Here is a 14,341-nt window from a genome sequence, read left to right on the forward strand (position 1 = left end):
GTCAAACCCGCTTCCGGGGCCGATCGGCGGGATTCGACCGGGCGCGAGCGGGATTCGACAGGCCGAATTTTTGGGGGTCCGGCCTGCGGCAGTCTATCTTTGCAATGCGGGAATGGTCCCGCGCTGACTTAAAAACTTTGCGTTATGTTTGATTTGTTTCTCGAAGGCGGGACATGGGGCATGTCGATTCTGACCGTCGAACTGATTTGTATGCTTTTTGCCGCATGGAAAGCTCCGGCATGGGTCCGGGAGATTGGTTTGCTGGCTCTGCTGACCGGTATTTTCTATCAGATTCTGGGAGTTTTCCAGATTCTGGGTGTCATCCAGTTGGCCGGGGATATTTCTCCGGCGGTGTTGGCCGGTGGATTCAAGGTGTCGTTCATATCGGTGATGTACGGCATGCTGATCTATGCCGCCTCGCTGGTGATCCGCATGTTGCAGAAGCCGCGGATATAGTCCGGATGTAAAGCGGGAGCCGGACTGCTTCCGGCCGGTTGCTGCTGCGTGTGGTGGCCCCGGCAGTCGGTCCCCGCGGGCAGATCCTTGTTCGGGTCCGGAATCCGGATAAAGGCGTGCGGAACACGTGTCCCGCGGGAGAACCGACCGGCCCGATGTTGTGGGGCCGGTTCGGGCTGCCGGCGATCTGCCGGCAGCAACTGCGGCGGTGTCCGGAAGGGTATGCAAAAACCCGGACGTACCGATCTGCCGGTTCGTCGTCGTCGAAACCTCCGCCCCGGGGTCTGAATCCGCCGTGCTGTCTTGGCCCGGGTCGGAGGCTGTCGGGGCGGTTTTTCGAAATGGCCCTCTCCGGTGTTGGCGGCTGTCGGGGTGGTTTTCCGAAATGGCTGCCGGTGGCGGGCGCGGATTTTGGGCTGCCCTCCGGTGGCTCCTGTTCCGCTTTGTGGAAGCGGACGCCTACGCCTGCATCGCGCGGGCGATGCCTTCGGCGATCTGGTCGATGGCGCCCTGGAGCTTGCCGCCGATCATCATCTTCAGCATCATGTTCAGTTCGATGTGCAGTACCAGCCGCATGCGGGTGTCGGTGTCCGAAACCTTGTGGAGCTGAATCCAGAAGGCGAAATCCATCGGAAGCCCCCCGTCGTCGCCCACGATCTTGACGTGGCGCGGCTCGATGCGCTCCTCCATGCGGAGGCGGACGGTGAAGCCCTTGGCCTTGAAAGAACAGGTCTCCTCGGTGGCCTGCCACTCCTCGACGCGGTCGGCGACGGCCGGCGTGAGGTTGTCGAAGCGGCTGATGACGGCGTAAATCTGTTCGGCGGGACGTAAAATCCGGTGTTGTTTCGAAATGTATTCCTGCATAATGCGCGTTGAAAATTAGAAGTTGAAATTATGGGTCCGGATCATTCCTCCGGCTGCGGGGCGGCCCAGAAACGGTCGGCGTCGGAGGTCCGGACGGTGGATTCATCCAGCGAGAATCCCTCGAATCCCGGGGGCAGCAGGGCGATGGCGCGGCCTTCGTATCCGATCTCCTTGTCGTATCCGGTCTGCTCCCAGCAAATGAACCAATAGAGGTTCTTGGCCCAGTAAGCGTTGTAATAGGTGAAATCCTTGTCCAGACCCAGCAACTGGCGCGGTGTCGTCGGTTCGCCGGCGATGTAGCGTTCGCGCATCTCGGCGAGTGAGAGCGGGTCGGCCGCGGGGCTTTCGATCCACGCCTGCATGTCCGAGTCTATCATCGCCCATTTCTCGTGTTCGGGCAGCCAAACGAGGTTGACCACGTGGCAGTCCTGATCGAGCGAGTCGGCCGGAAGACACGTTACGAAACGGTTGACGATCCCTTGCGAGAGCAGCAGCTCGTGGAGCAGAATCGAGTGCATACGGCAGTTGAAAGCCGGTTCGACCGTACGGGTATACTCCCATAGTCCGATTGCGTTGCGCGTTTCGGGGTGGACTTTCTGATTGGCGTGGGGAATGTTCCGGGCGACGAACTGCGCCAGCGCGCGGGCGTTGTCCCAAGTCGGAGCGGCGGGATTCACAAGGGTGTCGAGCCGGAAGTATTCGCGGATTTCGCGGGCGCGGACGGAGTCCTGTTTATAGGTGAAGTGATACTGCACGGTGTCGGCGGCATAAGGATCCGCGGCGCGGAGCAACTCCACGCGCTGCTGTTTTTCGAGGCCGGCCAGGTAACCGACGGCCTGTTCGTGGAAGACGAAACGGGCCAGCAGAAAGATTGCCAGCAGCAGGCCGATGAGCGAAAGCAGAGCGACACCAGTGATTTTGAAGAATTTTTTCATGGGCGGCGATTATGTCCGCTGCAAAGATAGGGTTTTTTCCGGTGGCGGCAAACGAACGGGACGGACCTTTGCGGGGTTCGTCCCGGTGTGCGGCCGCAAAGCGACTGGGCCATGCGAAAACGGGCCGAGTTTTGCGGAAACAGGCGGGCCCTTGCGAATCCTGGGCGGGCCCTTGGAAAACGGGCCGGTGATATGGGGCTTGCTGCGGATAGGTTCCGACGGTCTGATTTGGCCCGGCGGTTTTTGAATCCGGCTCGGCGGTTTTTGAATCCGGCTCGGCGGTTTTTGAACCCGGCTCGGCAGTTTTTGGACCCGGCCCGGCAGTCATTCAATCGTCTTGCCGCCTTCGGCCTTCTTGCTGCCTCCGGACTTTTTGCTGTTCCCGGCCTTCTTGCTGTCCCCGGCCTTTTTGCCGTCTCCGGCCCTCTTGCCGTCCCCGATTTCCTCACCGCTTCCGACTCTCCCCCCCCCTCGGCTCTGAATCCGGCTTTTCAGACCGGCGGTCAGTCGATTTCGAAGGTGCGTGCCGTGTCGCTGTCTACGGTGATGCGCACCGTCATCGTGTTGTCGGGCAGCAGTTGTTCGATCTTCTCGGGCCATTCCACCAGACACAGGTCGCCCGAGTAGAAATACTCCTCGTAACCGAAGTCGAAGGCTTCCCGCAGATCGTTGATGCGGTAGAAGTCGAAGTGGTGGATGCGTCGGTTGCCCTCGCCCTTGTATTGGTTGACGATGGCGAACGTGGGGCTGGTCACGGTGTCGGCGGCCCCGAGTTCTGCGGCGATTTCACGGATGAGCGTGGTTTTGCCCGCGCCCATCTCGCCGCGGAAGGCGACCACCGTGCGGCGGTCCAGCGAGCCGATGATCGCCTTGGCGACCTGCGGAAGCTCGTCCTGCGAGGTGATGTGAATGGTTTTCATCTATTGTTTTGGCTTTAGAACGATGTATGGTACGATCATCTCCTCCATCGAGATGCCGCCGTGCTGGAACGTGTTGCGGTAGTAGCGGATGTGGCGGTTCGCATCGTTGTTGTAGACGAGGAAATCGGTGTTGTAGGCGAAGATGTAGCTCGACGTGAGGTTGCTCGACGGCAGCTGTACGTCCTCGGGCTTCAGGATTTCGTAGACCTCGCGGGAGTTGTAGGCGAGGTTGCGGCCCGTCTTGTAGCGCAGGTTGGCCGAGGTCTCGCGGTCGCCGGTCACCTTCACCGGGTTGTCCACGCGGATCGTGCCGTGGTCCGAGGTGATGACCACGGTGTGTCCCCGCTCGGAGAGGAGCTTGAGGATGGTGTACAGGTCCGAATGCTCGAACCAGGAGCGTGTCAGCGAGCGGAAGGCCGCGTCGTCCTCGGTGAGTTCGCGGATGATGTCGGTCTCGGTACGTGCGTGCGAAAGGATGTCGAGGAAGTTGTAGACGATGACCGAGAAGTCGGCGTCGTAGACCTTCTGGATGTTGTCCACCAGCTTGCGCCCCTGCTCCGGACGCACCAGTTTGTCGAACGAGAATTTCCACTTCTTGCCGTTCTGGCTCATCAGCCTTTTCAAAAACTCCTCCTCATACTGGTTCTTGCCTCCTTCCTCGTTGTCGTTGAGCCACTTGTTGGGCATCAGCCGGTCGATGGCCAGCGGCATCAGCCCCGCGAAGATGGCGTTGCGGGCATATTGCGTGGCGGTGGGGAGGATGGCGCAGAAGAAGTCGTCCTGCACCACGTCGTACCAGCCCCGCAGCAGCGACGAGATCGACCGCCACTGGTCGTAGCGGAAGTTGTCGATCAGCAGCAGCGTGGTTTTGGGATTTTCGTCGACGACGTGGAAGATGTTGGTGCGCATGAGCGTGTGCGACATCACGGGGGTGTCGTTCGAACGCTTGTTGATCCAGTTGTAGTAGTTGCGGCGCACGAACTTGCAGAATTCCTGGTTAGCCTCGCTCTTCTGGTAGGTCAACACCTCCTTGATGCTCTGGTCGGTGGATTCCGACAGCTCGATCTCCCATGCGGTGAGCCTGCGGTAGAGTGCACACCAGTCCTGGAACGTGTCGGCCATCTGGAGCGAGGACGAGATGCGCCCGAATTCCGAACGGTAGTCGGCGGTGGTCTGCTCGGTCACCAGCTGCTGCTGGTGCACGTTTTTCTTGATCGAGAGCAGCACCTGATTGGGGTTGACGGGTTTGATGAGGTAGTCGGCGATCTTCGAGCCCACGGCCTTGTCCATGATGTTCTCCTCCTCGCTCTTGGTGACCATGATCACGGGAGTCGTGGGGCGCACCTCCTTGATCTTGGGCAGGGTTTCGAGCCCCGTCATGCCGGGCATCATTTCGTCGAGGATGATCAGGTCGTAGGCCCCTTCCGAAGCCATGTCGATCGCGTCATATCCGTTGTTGCAGGTGTCCACTTCGTAGCCCTTCTGCTTCAGGAACAGCACGTGGGGTTTCAGCAGTTCGACTTCGTCGTCGACCCAGAGTATTTTGACCATACCGTTATCGGATTTAGAATTTACAAAATTAATGTTTTTATTATCAAACGCAAAAACCCTGCGGTTTATTGGCTCGGGCGGCGATTAAATGTAATTTTCGGCTGGTTGGGGGAGGGCGTGCGGTCCCGGCGGCGAAGGAGGCCCCTTTTGCAGGCGTGTCTGCGTTTTGAGCGGACAAGGGCCGTGCGGCCGTCGTGCTGCAGACGACCTTTGGAGACGGAGGGTCGTGCGCCCCCGATGGGACGGACGCAAGGCCGGCGGAGGCAGAGCAGCGAGTGCAGATGTGGATGGATGCACAAGGTGTTGTATTCCAGGCGTTTGTCGATTGCGGGCGCCGGGTGGATGCGCGACGGAATAAATAACTGATATAGAATATTTTAATTTTGGCCCGGGTTTTGCTCGATATTTGTTATCGTGTTGTGAACGTGTGGACTACACTGCCGCGGGAAAAAAGTGAAAAAAAACAGCCGATTATTGGCGGATATGTAAATAAAGCGTATATTTGCACTCCGAATCAATCTGGACGGACTTAATTTTAAACATATATATAAACATGACAAAGGCAGATATCGTAAGCGAAATCGCTAAAAGCACCGGCGTTGAGAAAGTACAGGTGCAGGCTATCGTCGAGGCGTTCATGGAGAGCATCAAGACGTCGCTCACCCAAAAAAATAACGTGTATCTTCGTGGTTTTGGCAGCTTCATCGTGAAGAAGCGCGCCAAGAAGGTTGCCCGCAATATCTCGAAGAACACGACGATTACCATTCCCGAACACGACATCCCCGCTTTCAAGCCCGCAAAGAGCTTTGCAGCGAAGGTAAAATAACAATAAATAAAGAACCTTTTAAAATTTTAGGATTATGCCAAACGGAAAGAAGCATAAGCGTCACAAGATGGCTACCCACAAGCGGAAAAAACGTCTTCGTAAGAACCGTCACAAGAAAAAGTAGGGTAGCACCTTTGTGCTAACGATAGATAAAGCTAAAGGGGCCAAGGGGTTCTTTTAGCTTTACCTATTTTCGGGTTTCCGATTTTTCGGGCGGATTTTCCACCTTTTGCGCGGTTTTTCCGGACATCGGGACCCGCGTTTGGCCGGACGTTCCCGGTCTCCATATTTTACCATTGGAGTTCGCCGCCACTTCACCCCAAAATGCGGCTTCAGTACTAATTTCAGCCATATCGCGCCCGGTTTCCCGGAGCGCGACACACGATAGATGAACAGAGAATTAATCGTAAACGTAACCCCGACCGAGATCTCGATCGCCATGTGCGAGGACAAGGTGCTCGTCGAACTGAACAAGGAGCAGTGTCAGACGGGCTTCGCCGTGGGGGACATCTACCTCGGAAAGGTGCGCAAGATCATGCCGGGACTGAACGCGGCATTTGTCAACATAGGACACGAAAAGGACGCCTTTATCCACTACCTCGACCTGGGGCCCCAGTTCCCCTCGCTGCAGAAACTCGTGGCCTCGCAGCAGCCCGGCAAGCGCGGATTCCGCGTCGAGAGCATGAAGCTCGAAGCACCCGTCGAGAAGACCGGGAAGATCGGCGAATACCTCCAGGTGGGGCAGCAGATCATGGTCCAGGTGGCCAAGGAGGCCATTTCGACCAAGGGCCCGCGCCTGACGGCCGACATCTCGCTGGCCGGCCGCAACGTGGTGCTGGTTCCCTTCACCTCGAAGGTTTTCCTTTCGCAGAAAATCCGCTCGGCGGATGAGAAGAAGCGCCTCAAACGCATCGCCGCGGCGGTGCTGCCGAAGAATTTCGGTGTCATCATCCGCACGGCGGCCATGGAGGCCAAGGACGAGGATATCGAGCACGACATCCAGACCCAGATCGACCGCTGGCGCAAGACCTGTGCGGCCATCAAGAAGAACGCGGCGTCGGCCCCGGCGCAGCTGATGAGCGAGATGAACCGTGCCAACACGATCATCCGCGACTCGCTGAACGGCTCCTTCTCGCAGATCGCCGTCGACGACGAGGCGATGTACAACGAAATCCGCGGCTACATCCGCCAGATCGAACCCCAGAAGGAGAAAATCGTCAAACTCTACAAGGGCAACGTCCCCATTTTCGACAACTTCGACATCTCGAAGCAGATCAAGTCGCTGTTTGCCAAGTACGTGTCGCTCAAACGCGGTGCCTACCTGATTATCGAGCACACCGAGGCCATGAACGTCATCGACGTCAATTCGGGCAACCGCACCAAGGCCGAGGACAACCAGGAGCAGACCGCCATGGACGTGAACCTGGCCGCGGCGAAGGAGATCGCCCGGCAGCTGCGTCTGCGCGATTTGGGCGGTATCGTGATCATCGACTTCATCGACCTGCACAAGGCGCAGAACAAGCAGGCGCTCTTCGACGAGATGGTGAAGCTGATGGCCACCGACAAGGCCAAACATACGGTGCTGCCGCTCACGAAATTCGGTCTGATGCAGATTACCCGCCAGCGGGTGCGCCCCGTGGCCGTCGAGAGCGTTTCGGATGTCTGCCCGACGTGCAACGGTTCGGGCAAGATCGAACCTACGGTGCTGTTGGACAAGAAGATCGAGAACCAGATTTCGTTCCTTACGCAGGACCGCGGACACAAATTCATCAAGCTGGTCGTCAGTCCTTACGTGGCGGCATTCCTCCGAAAGGGCTTCTGGTCGCTGCGCCGCCGCTGGGAGTGGAAGTACAAGGTGCGCCTTGAGATTGCTGCTGATCAGAGCATCGGGATCGTGGAGATCCACTACCATGACAAAAAGGATAATGACCTGATAACCAAATAAAATATGGCAACCGCCCGCGAGCAGTTGGCTCAGTTCGCCGCCGGGTCGAAGTCCCTCGGCAAACTGTGCCGCGAATATAAAGACAGGAGTGCTACCGTCCACCTCGAAGAGCTGGTCGGCGGTGCTTTGTCGTTTTATGCGGCGGCGGCTGTGGCCGAATCGGGGGGTGTGCATGTCTTCGTCGCCGAGGACCGTGACGCCGCAGCCTACCTCCTGAACGACTTCTACAACCTGCTGGACGAACGGCAGGTTTACTTCTTTCCCTCGTCCTGGAAGCGTTCGGCGGCCTATGGCGCCGAGGATCCGCAGGGCGTGGTGCAGCGTACGGCGACGATGCACGCCGTGCGGAATTTCTCGGGGAAGGGCTACCTGGTGGTCTGCACCTGCCCCGAGGCGCTGGCCGAACGGGTCGCCGATGCCGAGGTCCTGCAGCGGGAGACGATCCCCGTGAAGGTCGGCGACCGGATTTCGATCGAGGTGCTGGAGCAGGCGCTCGTCGATGCGGCCTTCACGCGTGTCGATTTCGTCTACGAGCCCGGCCAATATTCGGTGCGCGGCGGTATCGTCGATGTCTTCTCCTTCTCGGAGAGCAAACCCTACCGACTGGATTTCTTCGGCGACGAGGTTGACTCGATACGGCGGTTCAACATTTCGAGCCAGCTGTCGTCGGACAAGCTGGAGGGCGTGGAGATCATTCCCGACCTCAATGTCGGGGTTTCGGCCGCGGCCAGGATCTCCTTCGCGCAGTTTGCGGGAGCGGATACCTCCTGGTGGTTCTACGATGCCGATTTCGTGCTGCGGAGGGTCAACGACATCCGCCGCAAGACGCTCGCCGACCTGGAGCAGCCCGACCGGATCGACTCGCTGCTGACGAGCCGCAACTCGCTGCTGGCCGACCTTTCCGGGAGCCGGCTTTTCCTGCTGCGCGACAATCTTCCCGAGCGGCCTGCCGTGTCCGCGGTGCGGTTTGCGACGGCACCCCAGCCGAAATTCAACAAGAATTTCGAGATGCTGGCCGACGACATGATCCGCAACGCACTGCGGGGTTACAATACCTATATACTTTCGGAGAACAAGGCGCAGGTCGAGCGTCTCGAAAATATTTTCCACCAGATCGGCCGCGGGCAGGCCGTCGTGCGGTCGCTGTCGATGACCCTGCACGAGGGTTTTGTGGATAATGACCTGAAACTGTGCCTCTATACCGACCACCAGATTTTCGACCGCTACCAGCGCTACCGCATCAACGGCGAGATCCGGCGCGACGAGCAGATGACCGTCGCCGAGCTGAACCAGCTGCGCCCGGGCGACTACGTGGTGCATATCGATCACGGCGTGGGGCGTTTCGACGGGCTGGTGAAGATCGCCGCGGGCGACGGACGCATGCAGGAGGCGATCAAGCTGGTCTATAAGGACGGCGACGTGCTGTTTGTCAACGTCCATTCGCTCCACCGCATTTCGCGCTACAAGTCGGGCGACGGCGAGCCGCCGAAGATCTACAAGCTGGGCAACGGCGCTTGGCAGAAGCTGAAGAATGCCACCAAGAAGGCCGTCAAGGATATTTCGCGCGAACTGATCGCCCTCTACGCCAAACGCAAGGCCTCGAAGGGATATGCCTTCTCGCGCGACAGCTACCTGCAACACGAACTGGAGGCCTCGTTCCGCTGGGAGGACACCCCCGACCAGCAGTCGGCCACGGCGGCCATCAAGAAGGACATGGAGTCGGACCAGCCGATGGACCGTCTGGTGTGCGGCGACGTGGGCTTCGGGAAGACCGAGGTGGCGATCCGCGCGGCATTCAAGGCCGCCGTCGACGGCAAGCAGGTCGCCGTGCTGGTTCCCACAACGATCCTCGCCTTGCAGCACTACCGCTCCTTCACCGAGCGATTGCGCGACTTCCCGGTGCGGGTGGAGTATATCAACCGCACCAAATCCACGAAGGAGGTCAACCGGATCCGCGAGGAGCTTGCGACGGGCCGGATCGACATCCTGATCGGCACGCACAAGATGCTGGGCAAGCAGATCGTGTTCCGCGACCTGGGGCTGCTGATCATCGACGAGGAGCAGAAATTCGGCGTCGCCGCCAAGGAGAAACTCACCCAGATGAGCGTCTCGGTCGATACGCTGACGCTCACCGCCACGCCGATTCCGCGCACGCTGCAGTTCTCGCTGATGGGTTCGCGGGATTTGTCCGTCATCTCGACCCCGCCGCCCAACCGTCAGCCGATCCTCACCGAGTCGCACGTCTTCTCGGAGGAGGTCATCCGCGACGCCGTCGAGGTGGAACTCTCCCGCGGTGGCCAGGTCTATTTCGTCCACAACCGCGTCGAGGAGCTTCCGACGCTCCAGGGGCTGATCACGCGCCTCTGCCCGAAGGCCCGCGTGGGCATCGGGCACGGCAAGATGCCCGCCGAGCAGTTGGAGAAACTCATCATGGACTTCATCTACGGGGAATTCGACGTGCTGGTGTCGACGACCATCGTCGAGAGCGGCATCGACATCCCCAACGCCAATACGATCATCGTCAACAACGCCCAGAACTTCGGTCTGAGCGACCTGCACCAGCTTCGCGGGCGCGTGGGGCGTTCGAACCAGAAGGGCTACTGCTACCTGCTTTCGCCGCCCGACGAACTGCTGTCGTCCGACGCGCGCCGGCGTCTGCGGGCCATCGAGGAGTTCTCCGACCTGGGTTCGGGGTTCAACATCGCCATGCAGGACCTCGACATCCGCGGCGCGGGCAACCTGCTGGGGGCCGAGCAGAGCGGCTTCATCGCCGACATCGGCTTCGAGACCTACCAGAAGATCATGAACGAAGCGGTGGCCGAATTGCGTGCCGAGGGACTCCATGTCCCGGGCTTGAGCGACGGGGAGCAGGAGGTCGTGGAGCACCTGCATTTCATCGACGACGCGCACATCGACATCGAGGTCGAGGCGGGCCTTCCCGATACCTACGTTTCGCAGCAGGCTGAGCGTCTGAAGCTCTACCGCGAACTCGACTCGACGAAGGACGAGGAGGCGCTGCAGGCCTTCGAGAGCCGCCTTGCGGACCGTTTCGGTCCCCTGCCTCGCGCCGCGAAGGAGTTGTTGAACGTCGTGCGCCTGCGCTGGGAGGCCATCCGCCTGGGCATGGAGCGCGTGAAGGTCAAGAACGGGCTGATGATCGTTCATTTCGTGGGCGAGGAGAACTCTCCCTTCTACAAGAGCGAGGTCTTCATGACCCTGTTGCAGCGGGTTACGCAGCGGCCCGACCGATTTGTGCTCAAGCAAAACAATAATCGGTTGGCTATGACCGTTAGGAATGTCAAAGACGTGGAGGACGCGTACAAAACGTTGCAGCAGCTTTGAATCTGATCGTAGACATAGGCAATACCCTTGTCAAACTGGCCGTTACCGACGGCGGACGGATCGTTGCCCAGCGTTGCGTGGAGCGCTTGCACCCGTCGATGCTCGGCGAACTGCTGGGGGGCCGCAGGGCCGCCAGAGCCGTGGTTTGTTCGACACGAGGCGATGCGGAAGAGGTGATGGCAACGGTCGGATCCCATGCGGATTACCTGCTGGAATTCACGCCGCAGACTTGCGTGCCGATTGTCAATGCCTACCGCACGCCCGAGACGCTGGGCCGCGACCGGCTGGCTGCTGCCGTGGGCGCCACGGTGCTGTATCCGGGGCGCAACGTGCTGATCGTCGACTTCGGCACGGCCGTCACGTTCGACCTGGTGACGGCCGACAACACGTTCCGCGGCGGGTGCATTTCGCCGGGGATGAATACCCGTTTTCGGGCGCTCCACGACTATACGGCCAAACTGCCGCTGTGCGGTCCGACCGAAAGCGGGGAGTTGCAGGGGCTCACCACCGAAGCGGCCGTCCGCCTGGGGGTGATGAACTCGCTGACGTTCGAAATCGAGGGTTATATGGCCCGGATGGAGAAAAAATTTGACGATTTATGCGTAATTTTTACCGGCGGGGACGCGAAATACTTTGCGAAAAGAATTAAAAACACGATATTTGCAAATTGTAATCTGGTCTTTTGCGGATTGGATCGAATTTTAGAGTATAATGCAAGTGAAGAATACCTTGATTAAGCTGGTTGTCGCGGCTGCAGCGATATTTCCTATTGCCGTTTCGGCCCAGACAAGCAGTATTAACGCATTCTCGCCCTATACGATGTACGGCATCGGCGAACAGAATACCCCCGGTACGCTGCAGATGCGCTCGATGGGGGGTGTGGGTGTTGCCATGCGTTCGGTGAGCACGGTCAACCTGCTCAACCCCGCGGCTTACAGTGCGGCTCCGCAGAAGACGTTCCTCTTCAACTTCGGGTTGGAGGGTCAGAACTACTACAACGCCCAGACGGTCGACGGCGTCGGGAAGCGGACGGCCTACAACACGTTCAACTTTCACGACATCGCCTTCCAGATGCCGCTGGCGAAGCGGTTGGGCCTCGGCTTCAGCCTCACGCCCTACAGTTCGGTGGGCTACAGAACCAAGTATTACCACGAATACGACCCCGAGGACCCCATCTATGCCAACGTCGGCAATATCCAGTACAACTACCAGGGCGATGGCGACGTGACGGAGGTCAAGGTCGGTCTGGGCTGGGAGCCGTTCAAGAACTTTTCGGTGGGCATCGCCGCCCAGTATTACTGGGGCGATATCGACCGTACGTTCGTGATGACCCCGACCGCCATTTCGGGCGAAGGGACCTTCACCTCGACGATGGGCCAGGACAATTACAGCATTTCGAGCATCAAGGGGCAGATCGGCGTGCAGTGGAACGCGATTCTGAACACGAAGCGTATCCTGACCCTCGGTGCAACCTACGACTTCGGCGGCGACCTGAACCCGGAGGTGACGAAAAAACTCTATATCGGCGACCTGTACAACACGGTTGTCAAGGGCGATACGAAGCACCTGAAACTGGTGCTGCCCCGCCAGCTGGCCCTTGGAGCCTATTATCAGAACGGCAAGTGGGGTGTCGGCATGGATTATGTTTTCCAGAACTGGGGTGGCCGCAACTCGGGCTACGAAATGACGGGCACCAGCGGCAGCGGGGAGAACCGGACCGAGTACAAGGTCTCCTATACCAATACGAGCACGATCAAGATGGGTGTGGAATATACCCCGAACCGTTACGATGCGCGCCGCTTCCTGAAACGCTGGTCCTACCGTGCGGGCTTCCGTTACGGGAGCCATAACCAGTCCTTCAACGGGGACAAGCTCTCGCAGTACGCCGTGACGGCGGGCATCGGCATTCCGGTTCGGCGTGGCGCCTTTTCGGCCATCGACATCGGGATCGAGTACGGCCGGCGCGGTTACAACATCGCCGACCGTCTGGGGCTGGTCCGGCAGCAGTATTTCAAGTTTGCGATCGGCTTCTCGCTCTTCGCGGGACAGATGGAGAACGGCGAATATTGGTTCATGCGTTCCAAGTTCGATTGATGTGACAGGTAAGCAACAATAACGATAGAAACTCAAAATTAATCTGACCGATGAAAAAAGTTAAATTCCTGCTTTCTGCTGCGTGTGCGTTTTTTGCTGTCGCAGCGATGGCACAGCAAGATTTCAGTGATCCGAGGTACGCGGTCTGGGGAGAGACTCCTCAGGAGCGGGAGCAGAACATTCTGAACAGCAATTTCCTCAAGGAGTCGCTCGACAACAAGGATTACAACGCTGCCGCGCACTACCTCAAGGAGCTGCTCGACAAATGCCCGAAGGCTTCGCAAAATACCTTCGTGCGCGGTATCACGCTTTATAAGAACAAGATCGCCCGTGCCAAGAGCGTCGCTGAGAAGGATTCGTACACCGATTCGCTGATGATCGTCTACGACCTGCGCAACGAGTACTTCGGCAACCACCCCAAATACGGCTCGCCCTATATCCTCGACCGCAAGGCCCGTGAATACCTGATGTACAAACCCGCCGACCGCAAGGGTATCCGCGAAGCATTCCGCGCAGCCATCGAGGCCGGAGGCGACAACACCGATCCCGAGACCGTCGTGGCCTATTTCTCGAATCTCTGCGACGACTACCGGAATACCGACGAGGTGATGCCCGACGAGATCATCGCCGAGTACGACCGTCTGACGCCGCTCTTCGAGAAGAACCCCGCTGCCGCCGAGTACAAGAGCCAGTTCGACGCTGCCTTCGGCTTGAGCGGAGCCGCAAGTTGCGAGAACCTCGAAAAACTCTTCAAGAGCAAGCTGGCCGCCGCTCCCGATGACGAGGCGCTGCTGGCACAGGCCGTGGGGCTGATGTCGCAGGCCAAGTGCGACGGTGATTTCTACTTCACGATCGCCGAGAAATACTACCAGGTGAAGCCTTCGTCGGAGACGGCGATGTTCCTGGCCCAGGCCTTCCAGAACAAGAAGGACTACGCAAAGGCCAAGACCTACCTGAACGAGGCGCTGGATGTCGAGAAAGACCCCGCCGAGCGTCAGAAGCTGCTTGTGCGCATCGGACTGGTGGGCCTCGTTTCCAACGACATCCAGAGCGCTGCCGCTGCTGCGCGTCAGGCCCGCGATCTGAATCCCGAGGACGGTGTGCCCTACTTCATCTTGGCACAGTGCTATGCTTCGTCGGCTGCTTCGTGCGGCGGTTTCGCCGGTCTGGCAACCTATTGGGCTGCTTACGATACGATGTCCAAGGCCGTCGAACTGCTCCCGTCCGACTCGGAGTACATGGAGCATGCCAAGAGTTCCCTCGGCAAGTTCCGTTCGGTTTTCCCCAGCTCAGAGGAGTGCTTCTTCAACGAGTTGCAGGAGGGCGCGCACTATACGGTGACCTGCGGAACGGCCGCCGGTATCACCACGGTTGTCCGTCCCCGCTAAAACCACGCTCCCGAGAGGTT

At 59.0% G+C, this 14,341-nt stretch carries 12 protein-coding genes; 7 read left to right on the forward strand and 5 right to left on the reverse strand.

The genetic code is table 11. The features are described from left to right. The first annotated feature begins 144 nt into the window (after positions 1 to 144). On the forward strand, positions 145 to 456 hold the full coding sequence (locus tag QZ460_RS00615) for a hypothetical protein (RefSeq protein WP_290539646.1): 312 nt from the start codon (positions 145 to 147) through the stop codon (positions 454 to 456). Between the two features lie 459 nt (positions 457 to 915). Here QZ460_RS00615 and QZ460_RS00620 read toward each other — a convergent pair whose 3' ends face one another. The 4 genes from QZ460_RS00620 to QZ460_RS00635 form a co-directional block, all read right to left on the reverse strand. Continuing rightward, the gene (locus tag QZ460_RS00620) at positions 916 to 1,320 is read right to left on the reverse strand and encodes a polyketide cyclase (RefSeq protein ID WP_290539647.1); all 405 of its coding nucleotides are present in this window, start codon (positions 1,318 to 1,320) and stop codon (positions 916 to 918) included. Between the two features lie 41 nt (positions 1,321 to 1,361). After that, positions 1,362 to 2,255, reverse strand: a complete 894-nt coding sequence (locus QZ460_RS00625; RefSeq protein ID WP_290539648.1) for a transglutaminase domain-containing protein — start codon at positions 2,253 to 2,255, stop codon at positions 1,362 to 1,364. A gap of 503 nt (positions 2,256 to 2,758) precedes the next feature. Next, positions 2,759 to 3,175, reverse strand: a complete 417-nt coding sequence (tsaE, locus tag QZ460_RS00630) for a tRNA (adenosine(37)-N6)-threonylcarbamoyltransferase complex ATPase subunit type 1 TsaE (RefSeq protein ID WP_290539649.1) — start codon at positions 3,173 to 3,175, stop codon at positions 2,759 to 2,761. Next, entirely contained in the window at positions 3,176 to 4,726 is a 1,551-nt protein-coding gene (locus QZ460_RS00635) for a response regulator (RefSeq protein WP_290539650.1), read from the reverse strand. Positions 4,727 to 5,279: 553 nt separating this feature from the next. Between QZ460_RS00635 and QZ460_RS00640 the strand changes: the two genes are divergently transcribed. After that, a complete protein-coding gene (locus QZ460_RS00640) occupies positions 5,280 to 5,552 on the forward strand; it encodes an HU family DNA-binding protein (RefSeq protein ID WP_290539651.1) in 273 nt (90 codons plus the stop codon). A gap of 187 nt (positions 5,553 to 5,739) precedes the next feature. Here QZ460_RS00640 and QZ460_RS00645 read toward each other — a convergent pair whose 3' ends face one another. Continuing rightward, a complete protein-coding gene (locus QZ460_RS00645) occupies positions 5,740 to 5,904 on the reverse strand; it encodes a hypothetical protein (RefSeq protein ID WP_290539652.1) in 165 nt (54 codons plus the stop codon). Between the two features lie 36 nt (positions 5,905 to 5,940). Here QZ460_RS00645 and QZ460_RS00650 point away from each other — a divergent pair, with 36 nt between their 5' ends. The 5 genes from QZ460_RS00650 to QZ460_RS00670 are packed head-to-tail and all read left to right on the forward strand — an operon-like array spanning position 5,941 to position 14,321. Beyond that, positions 5,941 to 7,497 carry an Rne/Rng family ribonuclease gene (locus tag QZ460_RS00650; RefSeq protein WP_290539653.1) on the forward strand — a complete coding sequence of 519 codons (1,557 nt, stop codon included), beginning with the start codon at positions 5,941 to 5,943 and terminating at the stop codon, positions 7,495 to 7,497. A 3-nt stretch (positions 7,498 to 7,500) separates the two neighbouring features. Next, a complete protein-coding gene (gene mfd / locus QZ460_RS00655; protein ID WP_290539654.1) occupies positions 7,501 to 10,839 on the forward strand; it encodes a transcription-repair coupling factor in 3,339 nt (1,112 codons plus the stop codon). Further along, a complete protein-coding gene (locus QZ460_RS00660; protein ID WP_290539655.1) occupies positions 10,836 to 11,576 on the forward strand; it encodes a type III pantothenate kinase in 741 nt (246 codons plus the stop codon). Before mfd ends, QZ460_RS00660 begins: the two co-directional genes overlap by 4 nt. Then, positions 11,551 to 12,933 (forward strand): hypothetical protein, encoded by a 1,383-nt coding sequence (locus tag QZ460_RS00665; protein WP_290539656.1) that lies wholly within the window; start codon positions 11,551 to 11,553, stop codon positions 12,931 to 12,933. The genes QZ460_RS00660 and QZ460_RS00665 overlap by 26 nt, the downstream gene beginning before the upstream one ends. Positions 12,934 to 12,983: 50 nt before the next feature. Beyond that, complete coding sequence (locus QZ460_RS00670; protein WP_290539657.1) at positions 12,984 to 14,321, forward strand: enzyme of heme biosynthesis; 1,338 nt, start codon at positions 12,984 to 12,986, stop codon at positions 14,319 to 14,321. The last annotated feature ends 20 nt before the right edge of the window (positions 14,322 to 14,341 follow it).

The organism is Alistipes sp., from assembly GCF_020026455.1.
Lineage (GTDB): Bacteria > Bacteroidota > Bacteroidia > Bacteroidales > Rikenellaceae > Alistipes.